The organism is Rhizobium sp. SG_E_25_P2, from assembly GCF_029892285.1.
Classification (GTDB): Bacteria; Pseudomonadota; Alphaproteobacteria; order Rhizobiales; family Rhizobiaceae; genus Rhizobium_E.
The window spans coordinates 1-21,370 of sequence record NZ_JARXVM010000016.1 but is presented as its reverse complement, the minus strand read 5'-3'; the positions used below and the strand labels follow the sequence as shown (position 1 = coordinate 21,370).

Annotated in this window: 23 protein-coding genes and 3 tRNA genes; 17 read left to right on the top strand and 9 right to left on the bottom strand. The window is 61.6% G+C overall.

What is annotated here, in order from left to right:
* Positions 1 to 2: 2 nt before the first annotated feature.
* The gene (locus M2360_RS20040; RefSeq protein WP_280777095.1) at positions 3 to 1,985 is read right to left on the bottom strand and encodes a bifunctional 2',3'-cyclic-nucleotide 2'-phosphodiesterase/3'-nucleotidase; all 1,983 of its coding nucleotides are present in this window, start codon (positions 1,983 to 1,985) and stop codon (positions 3 to 5) included.
* A gap of 289 nt (positions 1,986 to 2,274) precedes the next feature.
* On the opposite strand from M2360_RS20040, the gene M2360_RS20035 reads away from it, so the two are divergent.
* From M2360_RS20035 to M2360_RS20020, 4 genes are read left to right on the top strand one after another with little or no spacing between them, the layout of a single operon-like run.
* On the top strand, positions 2,275 to 3,087 hold the full coding sequence (locus tag M2360_RS20035; protein WP_280777094.1) for a ferredoxin--NADP reductase: 813 nt from the start codon (positions 2,275 to 2,277) through the stop codon (positions 3,085 to 3,087).
* Entirely contained in the window at positions 3,087 to 3,749 is a 663-nt protein-coding gene (locus M2360_RS20030) for an FAD-dependent oxidoreductase (RefSeq protein WP_280777213.1), read from the top strand. The genes M2360_RS20035 and M2360_RS20030 overlap by 1 nt, the downstream gene beginning before the upstream one ends.
* A gap of 58 nt (positions 3,750 to 3,807) precedes the next feature.
* Positions 3,808 to 4,158 (top strand): DUF1491 family protein, encoded by a 351-nt coding sequence (locus M2360_RS20025; protein WP_280777093.1) that lies wholly within the window; start codon positions 3,808 to 3,810, stop codon positions 4,156 to 4,158.
* Positions 4,159 to 4,206: 48 nt separating this feature from the next.
* Positions 4,207 to 5,811 carry a hypothetical protein gene (locus M2360_RS20020; protein WP_280777092.1) on the top strand — a complete coding sequence of 535 codons (1,605 nt, stop codon included), beginning with the start codon at positions 4,207 to 4,209 and terminating at the stop codon, positions 5,809 to 5,811.
* A 273-nt stretch (positions 5,812 to 6,084) separates the two neighbouring features.
* Here the strand turns inward: M2360_RS20020 and M2360_RS20015 are convergent, their stop codons facing one another.
* Entirely contained in the window at positions 6,085 to 6,717 is a 633-nt protein-coding gene (locus tag M2360_RS20015; protein WP_280777091.1) for a GntR family transcriptional regulator, read from the bottom strand.
* Positions 6,718 to 6,867: 150 nt separating this feature from the next.
* A complete protein-coding gene (locus M2360_RS20010; RefSeq protein ID WP_280777090.1) occupies positions 6,868 to 7,641 on the bottom strand; it encodes an NAD kinase in 774 nt (257 codons plus the stop codon).
* Positions 7,642 to 7,828: 187 nt separating this feature from the next.
* Between M2360_RS20010 and cobF the strand changes: the two genes are divergently transcribed.
* The 5 genes from cobF to M2360_RS19985 are packed head-to-tail and all read left to right on the top strand — an operon-like array spanning position 7,829 to position 12,187.
* On the top strand, positions 7,829 to 8,605 hold the full coding sequence (gene cobF, locus M2360_RS20005; RefSeq protein ID WP_280777089.1) for a precorrin-6A synthase (deacetylating): 777 nt from the start codon (positions 7,829 to 7,831) through the stop codon (positions 8,603 to 8,605).
* Between the two features lie 51 nt (positions 8,606 to 8,656).
* Entirely contained in the window at positions 8,657 to 10,057 is a 1,401-nt protein-coding gene (cobG, locus tag M2360_RS20000) for a precorrin-3B synthase (RefSeq protein ID WP_280777088.1), read from the top strand.
* Positions 10,054 to 10,689, top strand: coding sequence for a precorrin-8X methylmutase (locus tag M2360_RS19995; RefSeq protein WP_263826021.1), 636 nt, complete (start codon positions 10,054 to 10,056; stop codon positions 10,687 to 10,689). Before cobG ends, M2360_RS19995 begins: the two co-directional genes overlap by 4 nt.
* Positions 10,686 to 11,417 (top strand): precorrin-2 C(20)-methyltransferase, encoded by a 732-nt coding sequence (locus M2360_RS19990; protein ID WP_280777076.1) that lies wholly within the window; start codon positions 10,686 to 10,688, stop codon positions 11,415 to 11,417. The genes M2360_RS19995 and M2360_RS19990 overlap by 4 nt, the downstream gene beginning before the upstream one ends.
* Positions 11,414 to 12,187 carry a precorrin-3B C(17)-methyltransferase gene (locus tag M2360_RS19985; RefSeq protein ID WP_280777075.1) on the top strand — a complete coding sequence of 258 codons (774 nt, stop codon included), beginning with the start codon at positions 11,414 to 11,416 and terminating at the stop codon, positions 12,185 to 12,187. The genes M2360_RS19990 and M2360_RS19985 overlap by 4 nt, the downstream gene beginning before the upstream one ends.
* Here the strand turns inward: M2360_RS19985 and M2360_RS19980 are convergent.
* Entirely contained in the window at positions 12,163 to 12,921 is a 759-nt protein-coding gene (locus M2360_RS19980) for a cobalt-precorrin-6A reductase (RefSeq protein WP_280777074.1), read from the bottom strand. The genes M2360_RS19985 and M2360_RS19980 overlap by 25 nt on opposite strands.
* Here M2360_RS19980 and cbiE point away from each other — a divergent pair.
* Positions 12,899 to 14,167: a precorrin-6y C5,15-methyltransferase (decarboxylating) subunit CbiE gene (cbiE, locus tag M2360_RS19975; RefSeq protein WP_280777072.1), complete on the top strand. Its 1,269-nt coding sequence runs from the start codon at positions 12,899 to 12,901 to the stop codon at positions 14,165 to 14,167. The genes M2360_RS19980 and cbiE overlap by 23 nt on opposite strands.
* Entirely contained in the window at positions 14,164 to 14,928 is a 765-nt protein-coding gene (cobM, locus tag M2360_RS19970; protein WP_280777071.1) for a precorrin-4 C(11)-methyltransferase, read from the top strand. The genes cbiE and cobM overlap by 4 nt, the downstream gene beginning before the upstream one ends.
* A gap of 46 nt (positions 14,929 to 14,974) precedes the next feature.
* On the opposite strand, the gene M2360_RS19965 is transcribed toward cobM, so the two are convergent.
* From M2360_RS19965 to M2360_RS19950, 4 genes are all read right to left on the bottom strand, one after another.
* Positions 14,975 to 15,124: a hypothetical protein gene (locus M2360_RS19965; RefSeq protein WP_182826356.1), complete on the bottom strand. Its 150-nt coding sequence runs from the start codon at positions 15,122 to 15,124 to the stop codon at positions 14,975 to 14,977.
* 10 nt (positions 15,125 to 15,134) lie between these two features.
* Positions 15,135 to 15,470 (bottom strand): hypothetical protein, encoded by a 336-nt coding sequence (locus tag M2360_RS19960; protein WP_280777069.1) that lies wholly within the window; start codon positions 15,468 to 15,470, stop codon positions 15,135 to 15,137.
* A 217-nt stretch (positions 15,471 to 15,687) separates the two neighbouring features.
* Positions 15,688 to 15,763, bottom strand: a tRNA-Thr gene (locus M2360_RS19955).
* A gap of 72 nt (positions 15,764 to 15,835) precedes the next feature.
* Positions 15,836 to 16,786: an alpha/beta hydrolase gene (locus M2360_RS19950; protein WP_280777068.1), complete on the bottom strand. Its 951-nt coding sequence runs from the start codon at positions 16,784 to 16,786 to the stop codon at positions 15,836 to 15,838.
* Positions 16,787 to 16,880: 94 nt separating this feature from the next.
* On the opposite strand from M2360_RS19950, the gene M2360_RS19945 reads away from it, so the two are divergent.
* From M2360_RS19945 to M2360_RS19935, 3 genes are all read left to right on the top strand, one after another.
* Positions 16,881 to 17,933: a hypothetical protein gene (locus M2360_RS19945; protein ID WP_280777067.1), complete on the top strand. Its 1,053-nt coding sequence runs from the start codon at positions 16,881 to 16,883 to the stop codon at positions 17,931 to 17,933.
* A 107-nt stretch (positions 17,934 to 18,040) separates the two neighbouring features.
* On the top strand, positions 18,041 to 18,856 hold the full coding sequence (locus M2360_RS19940) for a helix-turn-helix domain-containing protein (RefSeq protein ID WP_280777066.1): 816 nt from the start codon (positions 18,041 to 18,043) through the stop codon (positions 18,854 to 18,856).
* A 133-nt stretch (positions 18,857 to 18,989) separates the two neighbouring features.
* Complete coding sequence (locus M2360_RS19935; protein WP_280777065.1) at positions 18,990 to 19,706, top strand: N-acyl homoserine lactonase family protein; 717 nt, start codon at positions 18,990 to 18,992, stop codon at positions 19,704 to 19,706.
* A 112-nt stretch (positions 19,707 to 19,818) separates the two neighbouring features.
* On the opposite strand, the gene rlmB is transcribed toward M2360_RS19935, so the two are convergent.
* Positions 19,819 to 20,682: a 23S rRNA (guanosine(2251)-2'-O)-methyltransferase RlmB gene (gene rlmB, locus M2360_RS19930; protein ID WP_280777064.1), complete on the bottom strand. Its 864-nt coding sequence runs from the start codon at positions 20,680 to 20,682 to the stop codon at positions 19,819 to 19,821.
* Positions 20,683 to 20,858: 176 nt separating this feature from the next.
* Here rlmB and M2360_RS19925 point away from each other — a divergent pair.
* The 3 genes from M2360_RS19925 to M2360_RS19915 all read left to right on the top strand — a co-directional run.
* Positions 20,859 to 20,943 (top strand) — tRNA-Tyr (locus M2360_RS19925).
* A gap of 19 nt (positions 20,944 to 20,962) precedes the next feature.
* Positions 20,963 to 21,036 (top strand) — tRNA-Gly (locus M2360_RS19920).
* 239 nt (positions 21,037 to 21,275) lie between these two features.
* Positions 21,276 to 21,370, top strand: a 95-nt coding sequence (locus tag M2360_RS19915) for a GTP-binding protein (RefSeq protein WP_131922527.1), incomplete at its 3' end; no start/stop codon positions are given.

The window sequence follows — 21,370 nt, the reverse complement described above, 5'->3', positions numbered from 1 at the left end:
GGTCAGAGCACCAGTCGGAATTTTGCGTAACCGTCCTTACCGTCGCCCGCGTCTTGGATTTTGACATCCTTGATGCTCGTCAGGAAATCACGCGCTTTGGGGCCGGTTTCGAAAATGGCGGTCGCGCCCGCAACGGGTGTGAAGCGCCAGTTTCCGTCCGCAGTCGGGTTGATGGTTCCCTCGCGCATGATGTAGCGCACCAAAACGTCCCGGTTGGTGTCGGGCGCGGCGAGGATCACCTTGTCGTCCTTGATGTCAGGGAAATTGCCGCCGCCGCCGGCGCGGTAATTGTTGGTGGCGACGGCGAATTTCTGCGTCGGATCGATCGGTTTGCCCGCAAAGGAGAGGTTTCTGATGCGGCTGGCTTCGGCCTGGACGAGATTGCCGTCCTTGTCATATTTCGCCGGCTGGCTGAGATCGATCTCATAGGTGACGCCGTCGATAACGTCGAAATTGTAGGACGGGAAGTCCGGATTGATGAGATCGACATCCCTAGCGCCCGGTTCGACGCGGTTGAAGATACCGGCCGACATTTCCAGCCAGTTCTTCACCTCGGCGCCGGTGATCGCCACCACCCGCAGCGTGTTGGGATAAAGGTAGAGATCGGCGACATTCTTGATGGCGATGTCGCCGGTCGCGACATTGGTGTAATAGTCAGGGCCGCCGCGTCCGCCTGATTTAAACGGCGCCGCCGCCGACAGAAGCGGCAGATCCTTGAACTCGCCGTCCTTGAAGAGATCCGCCACATACCAGGTCTGGGCGTTGTTGACGATCTGCACCGAGGGATCGTCGGCGACCAGCGCGAAATAGGAGAAGAGCGGCGCCGACGTCTTGCCGACCGGGCGACGGACATAGGCCAGCGTCGCCTCGTGCTCCGGCTTGACGGCGGCGATGATTTCCGGCTTGTCCTTGACGTCGGCGACGACCTTCTTGTCCTCGCGATGATAGATCGGCCGGGCTTCGCAGGTGAAATCGACGATCTTCCATCGGCCGCCGTCCTGTTCGATGAGCAGGTCGATCAGCCCGAGATGCGAGCCCCAGAAGCCGCCCATCACCGCCGGCTTGCCCTGCAACGCGCCCTTGACGGGATCGACGCCCGCCATGCCGTCCCAGGTTTTCGGGCCGGGAAAGACGAGATGCTGATGGCCGGTGAATATGGCGTCGACGCCTTCGACGCCGGCGAGATAAAGCGAGGCGTTTTCCATCCGCTCTTTCTGGCCGGTGGCGTCGATGCCGGAATGGGACAGCGCCACGACGATGTCGGCGCCGTCTTCCTTTATCCGGGGCACCCAGGCGCGCGCCGCCTCGACGATGTCGCGGGTATTGGCTTTGCCCTCGAGATTCTTGGAATCCCAGACCATGATCTGCGGCGGCACGAAGCCGATGAAGCCGATCTTGATCACCGCGTCCTTGCCGGCGCCGTCCTTGATGTTCTTTTCAACGATCTTGTAGGGCGGGAAGAATAACTCGTCCTTGAGAGGATCTGACGCCAGCTGGCCCTTGGTCAGATTGGCGCAGACGTAAGGGAAAGTCGCGCCTCTGACCACGTTGAACATATAATCGAGGCCGTAATTGAATTCGTGATTGCCGAGCGTGCCGCAATCATAGCCGAGCAGGTTCATGGCCTTGACGACCGGATGGATCTCGCCATTCTGCATGCCGCGCTCATAGGCGATGTAATCGCCGAGCGGATTGCCCTGCAGGAAGTCGCCATTGTCGATCAGCATGGAATTGCCGGCTTCCGCGCGGATAGTGTCGATGATAGAGGCGGTGCGGGCGAGGCCCTGCTTGTCGTCGGGGCCATCGGCGTAATAATCGTAGGGGTAAAGCGCGACATGGATGTCGGTCGTCTCCATCAGGCGGAGATGCGCCTGATTGGCGGCGGCGCGGGCCGCGAAGGGATGCAGCATGATCAAAGTCGTTCCGGCGGCCAGGCTCTTGAGCACGGCGCGACGGGTCGGGCAAATCGACGGATTGAAAAACATGGACGCATCCTCTGTTGGTTCGAATGGACACTGTTTGAAAGACGAGGCGCAACCAGCTACGCCTTGAATATGACCGTTTTATCTCGACCGCTGCCAAAGGCCGCAGGGCCCGGACGCTGGCGCGACACAGGAGAACGAGATATATGGCCTGAAAGAGTGTGGAAACCGCGAGTTTGAAAGCCTATTCCATGGGAGCCGGTTGCGGTGGAAATCCCTACCTTCAAGTTCCGCTTTGAATGGTCTATCAGCGCCGCCAGAGATAGAAAGAATGTCCGAGGATCCAAGCTCCATGAACGCGCCCGCCACCAATCCAGAAATCGTCTCCGCCATTCCGGCGGGCGTCTATGCCGAAACCGTGACCGCCGTACAGCATTATACGGACAGGCTGTTTCGCTTCCGCATGACGCGACCGCAGGATTTCCGCTTCCGCTCCGGCGAGTTTGCGATGATTGGCCTGATGGTCGAAGGCAAGCCTGTTTATCGCGCCTATTCGATCGCCAGCCCCGCCTGGGATGAGGAACTGGAATTCTTCTCGATCAAGGTGCCGGATGGTCCGCTGACCCAGCATCTGCAGAATGTCCAGGTCGGCGACACGGTGCTGATGCGCAAAAAGTCGACGGGCACGCTGGTGAATGACGCGCTGCTTCCCGGCAAGCGGCTTTACATGTTTTCGACCGGCACCGGCATCGCGCCGTTTGCCAGCCTGATCCGCGACCCCGAGACCTATGAAAAGTTCGAGGAAGTCATTCTTTGCCACACGACGCGCGACGTGGCCGAGCTGAAATATGGCTTCGACCTGATCGAGGAAATCAAGAACCACGAATTCCTGAGCGAAGTAGTGGGCGATAAGCTCAAGCATTACGCCACCGTGACGCGGGAAGACTATCCGTTTAAGGGCCGCATCACCGACAATATCCGTTCGGGCAAGATGTTTACCGATCTCGGCGTGCCGCCGCTCGATCCCGCCGTGGATCGCGGCATGATCTGCGGTTCCGCCGCCATGCTCAAGGAAACCAAGCAGCTGCTGATCGATGCGGGCCTCAATGAAGGCGCCAACAACAAGCCGGGCGAGTTCGTCATCGAACGCGCCTTCGTCGATTGATGGAGAATTCCGGCGCCGATGACGCGATCCATGAGGTCGTCATTGTCGGCGCCGGCCCGGCCGGCCTGTGGGCCGCCTTTCAGCTCGGCCTGCATGGCGTCTCGCCATTGTTGATCGATAGCCGTGCGACCGCCGGCGGCCAATGCGCTGAATTCTACGCCGACAAGCCGGTCTATGACATGCCGGGCCATGCCGTCGTCGAGGCCGGCGAGATTATTGACCGGCTGCTGCGGCAGCTCGACGCCTTTTCCCCCATTTTCCGGTTTGACTGCCAGATCACCGCCGTGGCAGCAGAAAGCGAAGGCTTCCGGCTAGGCCTGACCAGCGGAGACAGCCTGCGCGCAACGCGCGTCGTGCTCGCCACGGGCCTCGGCGCTTTGGCAATGCAGAACATATCGCCGCTCGCTCTGCCGCAGGCAGCGCGCAATGTTCAAGGCGCTCTGGCTGTGTCCACAGCGACCTTTGAGACTCAGTACCCGGGTCTTTATGCAATCGGAGATTGCGCCGCCTATCCGGGAAAACTGCCGCTTCTTGCCTCCGCTTTTCATGAAGCGGCGCTGATGGCCTTCGACATCAAGAAGAAGCGCGCCGGCGATCGCAGGGTGGCACCTGAATTTTCCTCGACATCCTCACGGTTAAAATCGCTGTTCACCGAGCGGTGATATCGGTGTTGCGGCCGGGCGTTTTGACAGGCGCCGGGATTGCTCCTAAGGAATAGCCATGCGCGTCACATCCGAATTTTTCGTCTCAGCTCTCATCCGCCGTGTCTTTTCATCCGGCGGTTTTGCCGCTGTGGAGCGCAAGGGCGCGGCGGAAGCCGGCGCGATCTTCATCCGTACCCGCGCCCGCGATGGCTTTGAAACCCTCTACGGTCCCGCGCCGCAAAGCGTGTTTGATGAGGAGAATTCGGGCGATCGCCGTTTCGAGATCCGCGTGCGTCATGGCGACGGCTCCGCTGTCGAGGCGGTGATCCTCCGCGAGGCGAAGTTCGATCCCGATCTCTGGCTGGTCGAACTGGAGACGGAAAGCGTCGAGGGGCTGTTGACGGTGGATGACGACCAGGGGCATTAACCTCCCGTAAGCGGCGCGCCGCTATTGTCGTTCCATTGGGGGACGATCATGACGATTGCCATCACAAAGAATAAGAACACCACTCTGATCGCCAATGTTAAAGGCGAAGAGTGGATCATCTCGACCGGCGTCACGCTGGCGACATCAGGCCTGGCGATCGACGCATCCTCGGCTGTCGGCGGACGCGTGTTCAAGATCCAGGGAAGCGTGACCTCCACCAATGGACCGCTCTGGACCCTGGGCGCCGCGTCCCAGGCGAACAAAGATGCCGGCGACGACATCAAGATCGAAAGCACGGGCGTGTTGACCAGCGGCGGCGCGGGATTGCGCGCCCTGAGCGGCGGCCTGACCTTCGACAATGCGGGCTCCATCACCACCAAAGGCATCGCGCTCGATCTTGGCGGCATTGACACGGTGGCGACCAATGACGCGACCTTGATCTCGACCGGCGCGCGCGCCATCGTCAGCCGCGCCGCAGAGGTGTCGATCAACAACAACGGGTCTATCAAAGCTGATAGTGACGCGATCGCCTCGTCAGGCGTCGACGCCGATCTCATCAATTCCGGAACGTTGAAATCCACCCAAGGCCGCGGCGTGGTCTCATCCGGAACAGGCGCAGAGATCGTCAATCATGGCAGGATCTCCGCTGAGCGCGATGCCGTGTCGTCATCCGGCGCCAAGGCGTTGATCTCGAATGACAGCGTGATCGTCAGCAGCGCGGGCGCCGCTATAAGGTCGACGGGCGACCACGCGACGATCACCAATACCGAGAAAGTCTCCGGCGCGACCTATGGCGTCTATTCTTCCGGCGACGATGTCACCATCACCAATCAGAAGACGATTCACGGCGCAGCCGTCGGCGTGGCGCTGATAGGCGATGGCGCCGTTCTCACCACCTCCGCCACGCTCACAGGCAAGGTGGCGTTGCTGGTCGCGGGCGAGGGCGCGGTCATCACCAATCAAAACATCCTGCAGGGCAGTTCAACCAGCGACGCCGCCATCCGCATCACCTCCTCGGGCGTCACCGCCATCACCAACACAGCCAATATTTCCGCAGACTCTGGCGTCGCCATCCAGGCTGGGGCCGGAATCGAAAAAATCCTCAACACCGGCACAATTAATGGGGATGTGAAGCTCGGCGGCGGCGGTGACTGGTTCAGCAGCGTCACCGGCGAGGTCAAGGGCAAGGTCTATGGCGGCGACGGCGATGACGTCTATGCGCTGGGCGGCTCGGTGAGCATTGTCGAACGTAAGGGCGAGGGAACCGACACGGTGCAGATCGCCTATTCCTACACGCTCGGCGCCAATGTCGAAAATCTGGAACTGACCGGCTCGGCCAACGCCAATGGAACCGGAAACAATCTGGCCAACCGCATCACCGGCAATAGCGGCGACAACTGGATGACCGGCAAGGGAGGCAATGATATCTTCGTGTTCGAGACCGGCCTTGGTCATGACGTGGTGACAGACTTCAATCCCGGCCACGACAAGATCGATCTCGGCGGCGAGGGTGACTTCTCGTCTTATTCCGATCTCAAGAGCCATATGACGGCCCAGGGCGACGACGTGGTGATCGCCACCGACAGCGGCGATACGATTACGCTCGCGTCAACCATGCTCAGCGAGCTTCACAAATCCGATTTTCTGCTGTGAACATGCATGGTCGGCGCGCCCGAAAAGGTCCCTCGCGCGCCGACCATCGCCCCGTTATCTGAAAGGGCGCGGTTCATCCGCCAACAAACCGCGCCGTCGGCAGGCGTCCGCTCAACGCTTTCGGTCCCCGCCGAGATGGGCGCCTGCTTTTGCCTGCCGTGACACCGTTATAGTCGCGTTGGGCAGGCAGGTTGTTGATCTGCAGCAAACCGGGACCGTAAATTATAACAATCTGATGTTTATTTTAATTCAGTGATATACCGTATACTCACATTATATTCGCAGCCCATCGATCAGATCGCCCATGGCGCGTTCGGCTTCGCCGGCGTCTCCTTGCAGCAAGGCCCGGATCACCCGCACATGCAGGCTGACCGACAGGTCGAGCGAGGCCTGGTTGGCGCTGTGATACCAATAGCGGCGTGAATGGGTTTGCAGCGCGCCAAGCGCCTGAGACAGAAACGGATTGGGGCAGGTGTCTTCCAGCACCTCGTCGAAGGATTTGTCGGCGGCGAGAAAGCCTTCCTTGTCGCCGGTGACCGCGCATTCGGTCATGGCCTTGGCGCAATCGATCAGTCGCTGACGCGCCTCGGCTGTGATCGCGCTCGCCATCAACCGCGCCGCCAAAGGCTCCAATTGCCGGCGCGTCTGCAGCACCATCGCCGGATGATCGGCATTGAGCGCGGCGATCTGCAGGCCGGCGCGCGGCTTGATGGCGATCAGCCCCTGCCATTCGAGCTTCTGGATCGCCTCGCGCACCGGCGTGCGGCCAAAGCCGAGTTCGGCGATCAACTGCTTTTCCGTCACCAGCGATCCCGGCGCCAGCCTCAGCGTCACGATCAGGCTTTCGAGCTTGAGATAGGCGAGACGGCTCTGGGACGGCGTCGAAGAATCAGGCGCGTCTGACATGGTTTTGTTCCGAGTTGATATATCAGGGAAGTGCCACGCCCTGCAGTAGATGTCAAATTAGCTGATATATCAATAAATATAGGAATAAATTCCACGTGACGAATCCACGCTGATTTGGGCGGGCGCGGGATTGCCCGACCCGCGAAAGGATCAATCGATAAACTGTTCCGCAAGAATCCGGTCGGACCAGGAATGATCGGGATCGGAAAGGAGTCGCGTCGTGCGCCCCTCGGACTGTGTGACGCGCACGGAGATCACCGATTTGACTTCGGTATTGTCAGCCACTGCGTTGACGGGCCGCTTTTCAGGCTCCAGCACCGTGATGTCGACCGTGACCTTTTCCGGCAGCAGCGCGCCGCGCCAGCGCCGGGGACGAAACGCGCTGACCGGCGTCATGGCGATCAGCGGCGCTTCGAGCGGCAGAATCGGGCCATGAGCGGAAAAATTATAAGCGGTGGAGCCTGCGGGCGTGGACAGAAGAAGTCCGTCGCAGATCAGTTCCGCCAGCCGTTCGCGGCCGTCGACCATAACCTTGAATTTCGCAGCCTGATAGGATTGGCGAAACAGCGAGACTTCGTTGATGGCGTAGGACAGGGACTTGCCGCCATCGGCATTGATCGTCTGCATCTTCAGCGGTCGGATCTCGTTGCAAACCGCGGCGTCGACCCGTTCAAGGAGATTGTCGATCGAGTAGGAATTCATGAGAAAGCCGACCGAGCCCCTGTTCATGCCATAGGCCATCTTGCCGGTGTCCATGATGGCGTGCAGCGTCTGCAGCATGAAGCCGTCGCCGCCGAGCGCGACCACGACATCGGCCTCCTCCAGCGACACATGATCGTAGAGCGCGGCAAGTTCGGCCCGCGCCGCCTCGGCCTCGTCGGTGGCGGAGGCGGCAAAGGCGATGGTCTTGAAGTTTCGGGGCATGACGCGCTCAAAAACGGGATCGGGAGGAAATTGCTACATGAAATCGACGGGGACCAAAAGGTCTTGAAATTCCAGACATTCATTCCGTCCGGCTCAATTTTCTCGTTGCGGCGTTTGACGCGCGGCGTCGCTTTCAGCAAAAGAACCGCGACGCGACCGCCTATCATGGCGGGACAAGGAGACGCGGATGCGCAGAATACTCGTGATCGGCATCGGAACCGGCAATCCGGAACATGTCACCATCGAAGCGATCAATGCGCTGAACAGCGCCGACGTGCTGTTCATCCCGACAAAGGGCGCGAAAAAGGCCGATCTTGCCGAGACGAGGCGCGAGATCATCCGCCGCTATGTGACCAATCCCGCCACTCGCAGTGTCGACTATGCGCTGCCGGTGCGCAACTCTGCCGATCCCAGCTATCAGCGCGGTGTCGATGACTGGCATGCCGCCATCACCCGCATCTATCAGGACCTGTTCCTGAACGAACTCGGCGAGGACGGAACCGGCGCTTTCCTCGTCTGGGGCGACCCGATGCTGTATGATTCGACGCTGCGCATTCTCGAGCGCGTCAGTTCGGCGGGCGGCGTCGATTTCGAGGTGAAGGTGATTGCCGGCATCACCTCAATCCAGGCGCTCTGCGCCGCGCATCGCATTCCGCTCAATCTCGTCGGCAAACCGGTGGAAATCACCACGGGACGGCGGCTCGTGGAAAGCTTTCCCGAAAAGAGCCAGACGTCGGTAGCGATGCTCGACGGCGAACAGGCCTTTGCGAAAATCGACGATCCCGAGGCCGAAATCTTCTGGGGCGCTTATCTCGGCTCCGAGAACGAGATCGTCATTTCCGGCAATCTCCATGACAAAAAGCAGGAGATTCTGGAGACGCGCGCCCGGGCCCGCGCCGAGCACGGCTGGATCATGGACATCTATCTGCTGCGCAAGGGCGCGGATTTCGATGACGAGGCTTGACCTCGCGCAAGGCGCTCTCTTGTCGGATCATTAGAAAAGGCGTTTACACTCATGCCCATGATGGATGACGCCATGATCCTCGCGCTCTCGCCGAACGCCGCACAACATTTCCCCCTGCCGCCGATCCGGCGCGGCGAATGTCCGACCCTGTCGCAGCCGATGCCGACAGGCGACGGCTTGCTGGCGCGTCTGCGGCCGGTGAATTCGGCGCTGACCTTTTCGCAACTGGCTGCGCTTGCGGAGGCGACAGAACGTTTCGGCAATGGCCTGATCGAGATCACCGCTCGCGGCAGCCTGCAAGCGAGAGGCCTGAAGCCGGAAACGGTGGGGGATTTCGAGGCGGCGGTGCTCGCTTCCGGCGTCATCCCCACCCGTGGTCTCGGCGTCGAGACGCCGCCGCTTTCAGGGCTCGATCCGGATGAACTCATCGATGTCAGGCCGATCGCCGCCGAACTCCGTGGCCGCGTCGCAGCAATTGAACCGCCGCTTGCGCTGGCGGCCAAGCTTGCGGTGACCTTAGACGGCGGCGGACGGTTTCATCTGGGCGCGGTGACGGCCGATATCAGGCTGACGGCGTTCCGCGATTCGGGCGGGCAGATTCGTTTCGTCGTGTCCTGCGGCGGCACGGCGGCGAAAGCCCGGCGTCTGGCCATCGTCGAGGAAGGGCAGGCGGTCGACGCCGCGCTCCATCTTCTCATCCGTCTGCATGCAATGGGGCCGGGCGCACGCGGACGCGATCTGCCGGACGACGCACTTTCCGCGCATTATACGACGCGGATCGATCTTCGGGCGATCGAGCTGTCGACGCAGGCGCCGCCGCTTCTCGGCCTTCATCCTATCGAAGACGGCGGCGTGGCGCTGGGCCTGTCGTTTGCTTACGTTCAGGCGCAGGCTCCAGCGCTGCAGGCCCTTGCCGAACGCGCCAAAGCACTCGGCATTGCCGATCTGCGGCTGGCGCCTGATCACGGTTTCTTTGCGCTGTGCCCCTCGCAGGATGTTGCGCGCGCGCTGCAACAGGCCGCCGCCGAACTGGGATTCTGGACCGATTCTGCTGATCCGCGCCGGGCGATCGCGCTGTGCGCGGGCGCGACCGGCTGCGCCTCTGCCTATTTCGACACGCGGGCGCTTGCCGATCGCCTGGCGCAAATCGCTCCGGAGCTGCTGGACGGCTCGTTCACCCTGCATTTGTCGGGCTGCGCCAAGGGTTGTGCGCATCCGACGGCTTCTGTATTGACGCTGGTGGGTGCGTCAACAGGCTATGGGCTTGTCGTAAATGGGGCGGCTTCGGCCTCGCCATCCGCCTATAGTGCTGAAAACGACATTGGGAGCGCATTTGGACGTCTGGCGTCCATGGTGCGGGACAGCAGAGAGGATGGCGAATCGGCGGCCCAATGCCTTACACGGCTTGGCGCGCGGCGCATCGCCTCTGCTCTGCAACTGGACGGGACATGACCGAATACGACTATATCCGCGACGGGAACGCCATTTACGAGCAGTCCTTCGCCATTATCCGTCGCGAGGCGGATCTCACGCGTTTCTCCGAAGCCGAGGCCGATCTCGCCGTGCGCATGATCCATGCCGCCGGCATGGTCGAGGCGGTTGAGCATTTTCATTTCTCGCCAGGCTTTGTGGATGCGGCCCGCGACGCGCTGAAATCCGGCGCGCCGATCTTCTGCGATGCGGAAATGGTGGCGCGCGGCGTGACCGCCGCCCGGCTGCCGGCCAATAATGACGTGATCTGCACGCTGCGCGATCCGCGCACCGCCGAGATCGCCAAGGAGATCGGCAACACCCGCTCGGCGGCGGCGATCCAGCTCTGGGGCGAGCGCATGGCGGGATCGGTCGTGGCGATCGGCAATGCGCCGACCGCGCTGTTCTATTTGCTCGAACTCCTGCGCGACGGCGCCGTGCCCAAGCCAGCCGCGATTGTCGGCATGCCGGTGGGCTTTGTCGGCGCGCGCGAATCCAAGGATGCGCTGGCGGACAATTCCTATGGCGTGCCCTTCGCCATCGTGCGCGGCCGCCTGGGCGGCAGCGCCATGACGGCGGCGGCGCTGAACTCGCTCGCGAGGCCGGGCCTGTGAGCGCGCCGGGACGACTGATCGGCGTCGGCACCGGCCCGGGCGATCCCGACCTGATGACCGTAAAAGCGGTGAAGGCGTTGGCGTCGGCCGATGTCATGGCCTATTTCGCCAAGGCCGGACGGCGCGGCAATGGCCGCGGCATCGTCGACGGCATCGTGCGCGACGACATCATCGAATTGCCGCTCTATTATCCCGTGACCACGGAAATCGAAAAGCACGAGGACGGCTATATCAGCCAGATCACCGATTTCTACGAGGAGTCGGCGGTGCGCGTGGCCGAGCATCTCGACGCCGGCCGCACCGTGGCGGTGCTGAGCGAGGGCGATCCCTTGTTCTACGGCTCCTATATGCATCTGCATGTGCGGCTCGCCCATCGCTATCCGACCGAGGTCATTCCGGGCGTCACCGCCATGTCCGGCTGCTGGTCGCAGGCGGGCGTGCCGATCGTTCAGGGCGACGATGTGCTGTCTGTTTTGCCGGGTACGATGCCCGAGCAGGAATTGGTTCGCCGGCTAAACGATACCGAGGCGGCGGTGATCATGAAAGTCGGCCGCAACCTGCCCAAGATACGCCGGGCGCTGGCGGAGACCGGCCGGATCAATCAGGCCGTCTATGTCGAGCGCGGCACCATGGCCAACACCCAGATGATTCCGCTCGCCCATAAACAGGACGACGCGGCGCCCTATTTCTCGATCGTTCTCGTGCCCGGCTGGAAGGACAAGCCATGACCGGCGCCAAGGGCACGCTTTATGTGATCGGCACCGGCCCCGGCTCGCCCGAGCAGATGACGCCCGAGGCTGTGGCGGCGGTGGAGAAGGCGACGGAATTCTTCGGCTATTTCCCCTATATCGACCGTCTGTCGCTACGTCCGGACCAGATCCGCGTCGCCTCCGACAATCGCGAGGAGCTCGACCGCGCCAATGCCGCGCTGACCCGCGCGGCCGCCGGCGTTGATGTCGCGGTGGTCTCGGGCGGCGATCCCGGCGTGTTCGCCATGGCGGCCGCCGTCTGCGAAGCGATCGAAAAAGGGCCGGACGACTGGCGCGAGATCGACCTCGTCGTAACGCCCGGCGTCACCGCGATGCTGGCCGTGGCCGCCCGTTCCGGCGCGCCGCTCGGCCATGATTTCTGCTGCATGTCGCTGTCGGACAATCTGAAGCCCTGGGAGGTCATCACCAGGCGGCTGCGGCTCGCCGCCGAAGCCGGCTTCGTGATCGCGCTCTACAATCCGATCAGCAAGGCGCGGCCCTGGCAGCTGGGCGAAGCCTTCAAATTGCTGGCCGAAATCCTGCCGCCGACCACGCCGATCATCTTCGGCCGCGCCGCCGGCCGGCCCGATGAGAAGATCGTGGTCAAGCCGCTGTCGGACGCCGAAGCGGGCATGGCCGACATGGCGACCTGCGTGATCATCGGATCGCCGGAAACCCGCGTCATCATCAGGCCGGGCAAGTCCGATCTCGTCTATTCGCCGCGCTATTTCGCCGGGGCCAAAGCGTGATCGATGAAGGCCAGCGCGCCCTCGACCGTGTCGACGCAGGCTGCGCCATCCACGCGCTTGCGCTCGACCATGACCACGGCAAGCCCGAGACGGCGCGCCGCCTCGATCTTGGCGTAGGTCGCCGCGCCGCCGGAATTTTTGGACACGACCACATCGATGGCGTGTTCGGTGAGCAGCCTAATTTCATCATCCAGCGAAAAGGGGCCGGTCGCGAGAATGTAGCGGCAGTCCGGCGCCTTAATCGGCGGATCTATGGGATCGACGCTGCGGGCGAGATAAAAATGCTGCGGCGCGCGCGAAAACAGATGCGCCTCCTGCCGGCCGATGGCGAGAAAGACCCGTCGCGACGCGGCGCCGAGCTTTTCGACCGCGTCTTCGATCGACGTGACCATGCGCCAGTCGTCGCCCGGTTCGGCCACCCAGCCGGGGCGATTGAGGCAGAGCAGCGGCGTCGAGGTCAGTTCGGCAGCAGCAATGGCGTTGGGCGTCATGCGTTGGGCAAAGGGATGAGTGGCGTCAACAAGCAGAGCGATGTCCTCCGCTTTCAGATAGGCTGCGAGGCCTTCGACGCCGCCGAAGCCGCCATGGCGGGTTTTGACCGGCAGCGGCCTGGGCTCCTGCGTGCGGCCGGCCAGCGACACGGTGACATCGAGATCCTTGCGCGGCGCCAGCGCTTCAGCCAATTTGCGCGCTTCCGTCGTGCCGCCGAGAATGAGGATTTTGGAGGCCGCCATGTCTGAAAACATCCTTTCGACGCCCTGGCTCGATATTATCGGCCTCGGCGAGGACGGTATAGCCGGGCTCGGCGACGAGGCCAAGCGCCTGATAGCAGCGGCCGAAATCGTCTATGGCGGCGCTCGCCACCTGGAGCTCGCCGCATCGCTGATATCAGGCGAGGGCCGGCGCTGGGCCTCGCCCATCGACCGCTCGGTTCAGGACATCAAGGGCCTGCGGGGTCGCCGCGTCTGCGTGCTCGCCTCCGGCGATCCGTTCTTTTTCGGCATGGGCGCGACGCTCACGCGCAGCATCGACGCCCGCGAGATGCGGGTCATCCCGCATCCCAGCGCCTTCAGCCTGGCGGCCTCCCGGCTCGGCTGGCCGCTGCAGGATCTGGCGCTGGTGTCGCTGCATGGGCGGTCGATCGATCTCATCCGTCCGCATCTGCAGCCCTGCGCGCGCATTCTCGCTTTGACCTCGGACGAGAAGGGACCGGCGGAGCTGGCGTCGCTTCTGACCGAGAGCGGCTTCGGCGCCTCCCGCCTGTTCGTGCTCGAAGCATTGGGCGGCGACCGCGAACGGGTGACGGCGATGCGCGCCGACTCCTATGCGCTCACATCTGTAAACCCGCTGAATATCTGCGCCGTCGAAGTGGAGGCGGGCGAGGGCGCCCGCGTGTTGCCGCTCGCGCCCGGCCTCGACGATTCGCTGTTCGAGCATGACGGGCAGATCACCAAGCGCGAGGCGCGCGCTTTGACATTGTCGGCGCTGACGCCGCTCAAGGGCGAATTGCTGTGGGATATCGGCGCGGGCTCCGGCTCGATCGGCATCGAATGGATGCTGCGCCATCCGGCCATGCGGGCCATCGCCATCGAAGGACATTCGGAGCGCGCCGCCCGCATCCGCCGCAATGCCGAAGCTTTCGGCGTTCCCGGACTTGTGACGGTGGAAGGACAGGCCCCAGCGGCGCTTTCGGGCCTGCCCACGCCGGATGCGATCTTCATCGGCGGCGGCGGCTCGGAGCCGGGCGTGATGGATGCGGCGATCGCTGCGCTCAGAGCCGGCGGAACCTTGGTCGCCAATTCGGTGACCTTGGAAATGGATGCGGTGCTTCTGGCGGAGCACGCCAAACGCGGCGGATCGCTGACGCGGATCGAACTGTCGCGCGCCTCGCCCGTGGGCGCGATGACCGGCTGGAGACCGGCGATGCCGCTCACGCAATGGCGCTGGGTGAAGCCGAATAACTGGAAAGACGAGACATGACGGTACATTTCATCGGCGCCGGCCCCGGCGCAGCCGATCTCATCACCCTGCGCGGCGCGCGCCTGATCGGCGAATGCCCCGTCTGCCTCTATGCCGGCTCGATCGTGTCGCCGGAGCTTCTAACCTATTGCCCTGAGGGCGCGCGTATCGTCGACACGGCGCCGATGTCGCTCGACGAGATCGAAGCGGAATATCTCAAGGCCGAGGACGCTGGACAGGATGTGGCGCGGCTGCATTCCGGCGATCTCTCGGTCTGGAGCGCGGTCGCCGAACAGATGCGCCGGCTGGATCGCCACGGGATCGCCTATACGCTGACGCCCGGCGTGCCGTCCTTCGCCGCCGCAGCCGCCGCGCTCGGCCGTGAACTGACCATTCCCTCGGTGGCGCAAAGCCTGGTGCTGACCCGGGTGTCAGGCCGCGCTTCGTCAATGCCGGGCAAGGAGAGGTTGGAGGTCTTCGGCCAGAGCGGCGCCACGCTTGCCATTCACCTCGCCATTCACGCTTTGCCGCAGGTGGTGGTGGAACTGATGCCGCTCTATGGCGCTGATTGCCCTGTCGCCATTGTCGTCAAGGCCAGCTGGCCGGACCAGCGAATCGTCAGGGGAACATTGTCGACCATCGAGGCCCTGGTTCAGGAAGATCCGATCGACCGCACGGCGCTGATTTTCGTCGGTCCAGGCCTGGCGGCGGAAGACTTTCGCGAGAGTTCGCTCTACGATCCCGATTATCAGCGCCGCTTCCGCGGTCGTGACGGATTTTAACGAAGCGTAGAATCGAAAGGGCCGGCGCGAGGCCGGCCCTTCGAGATCAATTGCTTTCCACGGACACGCCGTTTTCGTTGAGCTTCAGCTCGACGCCCTCGGGCTTGCTTTCCTCGCGATAGGCATAGACGGAAAATCCGATCACCGCGACGACGAGCGCGCCGATGATCAGGTAAAGCGCATTGTTCCGGCTCATCCGCGTCTCCTTAGAAACGCCATTTCGAACGCTGAGGCTCTGATACGCTCGCCGCGCCGGCAAGGTAGCCGAGCGCCGCGCCGATCAGCCCGGCGGTGACAGCGATGGACGTCGCCGTTCCCGGATGGGCGCGCACGGTTTCCATTGCTTCCTCGCCCTGGAGACGCAATGCGTGAGCCGCGTGGCGCGCCTGCTTCGATGCAGAACGCAGCCGCGGCCGAGCCGCGTCAGCCGCCTCATACGTCATCCCCGACAGCGCTTCGGAAATATCGGCAATCTGTTCGCGGAGCGTGGCAAGCTGCTGTTCAAGCGCCTGCCGGCCATTTGATAGAGTATCGTCTTTCATGATCCACCTCGTCTGTTCGCCGGATCAACGCGGAGCGAGGACGGTGGTTCCGAGAAAAATTCGGAAAATTCGCAGCGCTCCGCTTGCTCAAGCGAATCGACCTCGGTCTGGCGCGCCAAAGCATGGGAGCGGTGCGATCTGGGCTGCTGCAGCGCCCAAAAACAACAACGGGCGGGCTCCGATTCTCCGGAAACCCGCCCTAAGCTGTTGAAATTTATGGTGCCCCCAGCAAGACTCGAACTCGCGACCCCCTGATTACAAATCAGGTGCTCTACCAACTGAGCTATAAGGGCATCTGTGCTCGAAATAACAGATTCAGGCTTTGTGTAAAGCGGAAAATCGCTGTGCGATCCACGCTTGAGCCATCACAGCACCGAATTTATGAAGTCGTCGACCTTGTCGCTATAAGTGTTCGCGACGCCGAGTTGGGCGTTGACGTCGCCAGACGACAGGGCCTGCGGCGATACTGTTACCGAAATACCCTTATTGTCTGCGGTCGCGGCGAAGGCGTTCGCTTTGCCGCAGGAATCACTGGCGCTTTCGGTGGAGCAGACAACCAGCATCGGCAGGCCGCTCGAATCGAGAAGGTCTGTCGGCGACGAATCCTCCCAGTATTCGAGGTTCGAGCCGAAGGCGGTGTCATAAATCGCCGCATGGCTGGATTGCATGATCTCGGGAATGTCGAGCGCCGGCGTTTCCAGCACCACGGCTGCAGTCCAGGGCTTGGCGCCCTGATCGGCGGCGAGCGATGGGTTGGACGACAGCAGAGCGGTCAAATGGCCGCCGGCGCCTGCGCCCATCAGAACGATTTTCGAAGAATCGGCCGACCAATTGGCGGCGTTTTTCTGCACGGAGGCGATGGCGAGCGCCACGTCTGCGGCCTGGATCAGCGGATCCTTCTTCGGCAGCAGGCGATAATTGATCGACACGAAGACATAGCCCTTGGCCACCCAGTAGCCGGCCTTGGAAACGGCCACGGCGGCGTCCTGCTTGTCGCCGCTCGTCCAGTCGCCGCCATGCACCATGACGATCACCGGGGCCGAAGACCTGCTGTCGGGCAGATAGACGTCATATTTCTGGTCTTCGTCGAGGCCATAGGGCACGTCGACATTCACCGTAGCGGCGGAAACATCCTGATAGCTGTCGCGGAAACTCTGCGTCAGCGAATCGGACTGGAAATCGAGAAGCGGATTGGTGGACGCGGCGCGGGCCGAGGAGTTGAACGGCGCGGCCAACAAAAAGGCCACAGCGCCGAAAATGCGTGCGGAGCGGAGTGGGTTCATCATCGAATAATCCGTGTTCAACCTGCGCGTCATGCGCTATCCCATCAGCAGTAGAGGGAAGATGCGCGCCCGCCGCAACCGCGACCTATGAAACTGGTTGCGATCGGGTTTCGGGAGAGGATGAGACATGAGGTTTCTGCATCGTTTCGGGACAATCGGACGAAAGGGCGGCGCTATGCTGGCCGCCAGCCTGATATTGGCTGCGGCGCCGGCAGGCGCCCAGGAGCAACCCGCCAGTGACGACCTGCAGCAGCCGATGGATGTCGCCGACATCGTCACCATCGCCTGCCAGGACGGAACAGAGTTGCATGGCGTGTTCACCGAAGCCGGCGTCGACCTGAGCTTGCCGGACGGCAAGAAAATCAGCCTGCCGGAAACCGAAACCGATGAAGGGTTCTCCTTCACCAATGGCGCCTATACGCTGGCCGGCGACGAGGAGTCGCTGACATTCACGACGGGCAAGGCGGCGCCGGTGGCCTGCGACATCAAGGACGACGGTCCGCCGTCGAAATTCGACGCGCCGCTGTTCATCGACACAGAGCCGCTGCCGGCCGATTCGGCCAATCCGGACATCCAGCCGCAGGTCAATTGCTACCGATTCCAAGGCTATATGGTGAAAGAAGTCGATCTCGGCGAAAAGGGGGCCGAAAGCCTGTCGATCGCCCCGCAGACCGCCGCCTGCAAGAAGGCCGCCGGCAAGGACGAAAAGCTGGTGAAAGACGAGACCGCCGGCTATTTCCTCGGCTCCAAGGGCAAATTCGTCTTTTTCCAGGCGCCGGACGGCGTCAATGGCGGCCTGCCTTTCGTGGTCTATGATCAGACGACGATGAAGCGGCTGTTCGAGGATTCCTTCGCCGGCCAGGATTTCGAGGGAATGACTGTTGACGGCGACAAGATCACCCTGATCTTCGATCGGGTCTTTTCCGCCTCCTGCTCGCTCTATACGGGCGACGCCACCTGCATGGGCGAGGTCAAGCGCGCCACGGGCCTGGGCGACATCGCGCCGATTCCCGATTGCAAGGCGGAATATGACCAGGAAAAACAGGCCAACCCAGAAAGCGCCGCCGAGATCGATAAAGTTCCGAGCGTCGTGACCTATAAGGCCCAACTGGTCTGGGACGGCGCGGCGGCGACGATCACGCCGCAGGCAGGGCCGACGGTCTGCCATCTGGCGAGTTGAGAGCGGCGCAACGGGGAGCCCTTCGGCAATTTGGGGTCAATGCATCGCCGATTTTGGGCGAAATGCGGTATTGGACAATCACAGCATTCCTGCCGGGGAGATTTTAAATGTTCCTTGCTCTTCCGGCCGCCAGCAGGCTTGCTCCCTTCGTTCAGGCTTACTGGTTTGTCGAAGACCTGCCGGGAGAGCATGTCGGTCGACTTATTCGCACAAGCCCCGTTCCTGCAGCTGTGATGACCGTGAATCTTGGCCGCGCCAACACGGCCGACAATGGCGAATTGGTTCCCAAGACGTCCTTGCTCGGCTTGCAGTCAAAGTGTCGCACATGGCGCTCATGTGCAGACACCTATTTTGTGATGGTGATGCTGACGATAGCCGGCTTCGTCCGCCTGTTTCCGCACACGGGTCCGCACAGCGCCGGCGCATTGCTCGATCTAGCCGCCGTGATTGGAGAAAAGGACACGCAATGTCTCATCGGCGGCGTTGATGTTGAACTGAAGCCTGAGGAGATTGCCTCTCAATTGGATCAATGGCTTTTCTCAAGGCTAGGCAATGGATCACACATTCGCGAGAGCGAGACAATTGCGCTCGCCCATGACCGACTGCACAATGGCGGCAGTGTGGATTCGGCAGCTAATTCTGCTGGGATTGGCCGAAGACAACTGAACCGTCTATTTCACCGACATCTTGGAGTTTCACCTAAAGAAATTGCCGATCTTGAAAGACTGCAATTCAGTCTCAAAGGAGTTCAAACGGGCCGCGGCGATCCCGTGCGAGGGTTTGCCGACCAGGCTCACCAGATACGAAACTGGCGGCGACGGCTGGGATTTACGCCCGGGGCTTATGCGCGCGAACCTCACACGCCCATGGCCGAATATTTCTGCGTCGACGCCACGGTCGCCAACATTCCTTTCTATCTTTGAAGCCGATTGTCCCAATCGTTCAATACCGCGCGCGACGGCTCAAGCATGGTCCGCTGAGTTGAAACGCGGGCAGCGGTGACCATGGCCTATATGGATCGGATCTTCGGCGCCCCGAGAGAACAGGGAGTCGTTGATGCGTCTTTATCTGATCCATCTGGGCGTGATGCAGCCTGGAGAGATACCAGTTCCTAGCTATCTTGTTCAGACAAACGATGGCGCGAACATTTTGATCGATACGGGCTGGCCGCGTTCTTTTGTTGATTGCCCTATAAATCCAATCGGCCTGACGATAGAGATGAGACCGGAAGACGCTCTTGCGTCACGGCTGGCAGAGATAGGGCTTCATCCATCGGACATCGACTACCTTGTTTGCACCCACCTTGACGACGATCATTCCGGCAATCACGATATGTTTGAAAGCGCCGAACTCATTATCCAAAGACGGCATTACGACTTAGCCAAAAGCGGCCATCCCCGATTTGCTGCGAATCGGGCCTTTTGGGGTCATCCATCGCTTCGTTATCGTCCGATCGACGGCGATTTCGACCTCGCTCCCGGCGTAAAGCTGCTGGAAACCAGCGGACATGTTCCGGGCCATCAGTCTGTTTTGGTTCGTTTGCCCGTAACTGGCGCCGTGTTGTTGGCTGCGGACGCAGTCATGCACAGTTCGATGGCCGACGCTGAAACGCGGCGCCTGTTCGTCACGGATATGCAGGACGAAGCTTCGATCAGGCGCAGCACCCAGAAGATCTCCGACATCGCTTTGAGCGAGAATGCCGCCTTTGTGGTCTATGGGCATGACGCACAGCAATGGTCGACTCTGCGTCACTCTCCAGAGTTCTATGATTAGCCAATAAGTCTGCCCGGCAAGTTGCGCTGCATGATCGCACCTTCTGCATCGGCGCATGGCAATGTCGGGCCGGAGGCGAGCGCGAAGCCGCCTCCGATCCGCGATCAAATCGTTATTTCAACAAATGCGTCCGCGCCGCATAGAGCGAAATCGCCGCAGCGTTCGAGACGTTCAGCGACTTGATCGCGCCGGGCATGTCGAGGCGGGCAAGCGACGTGCAGGTGCTGCGGGTCTTCTGACGCAGGCCCTTGCCTTCCGCACCCAGCACCAGCGCCACTTTGTCCTTCGAAAAGGTCTGTTCGAGCGGCTGCGGGCCTTCCGAATCGAGACCGATAGTCTCGAAACCCAGGCGATGCAGTTCTTCCAGCGCATCGGCGAGATTGGTGATCTGGATATAGGGAATGAGTTCCAGCGCGCCGGAGGCGGATTTCGCCATCACGCCCGATTCCGCCGGCGAATGTCTCTCGGTGGTGACCACAGCGGCCGCGTCGAAGGCGACGGCGGAACGCAGAATCGCGCCGACATTGTGCGGATCCGTCACCTGATCCAGCACCAGAATCAGCGGCTTGTCCTTCAGCGAATCGAGCTTGCGCACCGGCAGAGGCCGGGTTTCCAGCAGGACGCCTTGGTGAATGGCGTCTTCGCCGAGCAATTTGTCGATATCCTGCGGGCTGACGATTTCGACGGGGAAGGGCTGCGCTTCGGCGTCAGCAATCTCCAGCTTGGCCAGCGCATTCTTTGTGGCTTTGAGCGAGAGGATCTTGCGGGCGGGATTGTCGAGGGCTGCGCGCACCGTGTGAATGCCATAGAGCCAGACGACGTCGCCGCCGGGCAGCGCCGGCTTTTTATCCACAGGTCCCTTGCGCTTGAAAGCCGGGGCGGGCGGCAGTTCGCCCCGTTCCCGCTTCTGGTCACGGACAGCCCGCCGGAGGTTTGCGTAATGCGTGTCTTTCGGGGTTTTGGTGTCTTTGCTCATGAAATCACAGTCTTTTTGAAGGGCGCCGTGTTCGATGTCGGTTTTGTGAATTGCCGACAAAAAATTTGGAAAGCCATGTTGACAGTTTTCGGTTGGGCGGTCATATACCCCCCACGAACGCAGCGAACAACTGCTTTCGAGAATGCTTGGTCGCTTGATCCGGAAGACGAAAAACTGGAGAGATGCCCGAGTGGTTAAAGGGGACGGACTGTAAATCCGTTGGCTCAGCCTACGTTGGTTCAAATCCAACTCTCTCCACCATTCGTCATCGGATCGCGAGGCGGGTATAGCTCAATGGTAGAGCAGCAGCCTTCCAAGCTGAATACGCGGGTTCGATTCCCGCTACCCGCTCCAAAGCATGTTTAACGAACAAGTTTAAATTCGTTATTTAACGCATTGGCGGCGTGTGGATTTTTTTGGTCCGGGTCGCGATCTTGATTGCGTGTGGATACGACCCGAATCACCGTTTGCCGGCCTTCATCCTTTCTCAACGATTTTGCTTGCGCTTGCGCGTCGAAACCTCTACACGGCTGCGCAATCCGGCGTGGACCCATGCGCTGGCAGGCCCGTCCTTTGATCTCGAGGAAGCAAGAATGGCAAAAGGTAAGTTTGAGCGGAATAAGCCGCACGTGAACATTGGCACGATCGGTCACGTCGACCACGGCAAGACGTCGCTGACGGCTGCGAT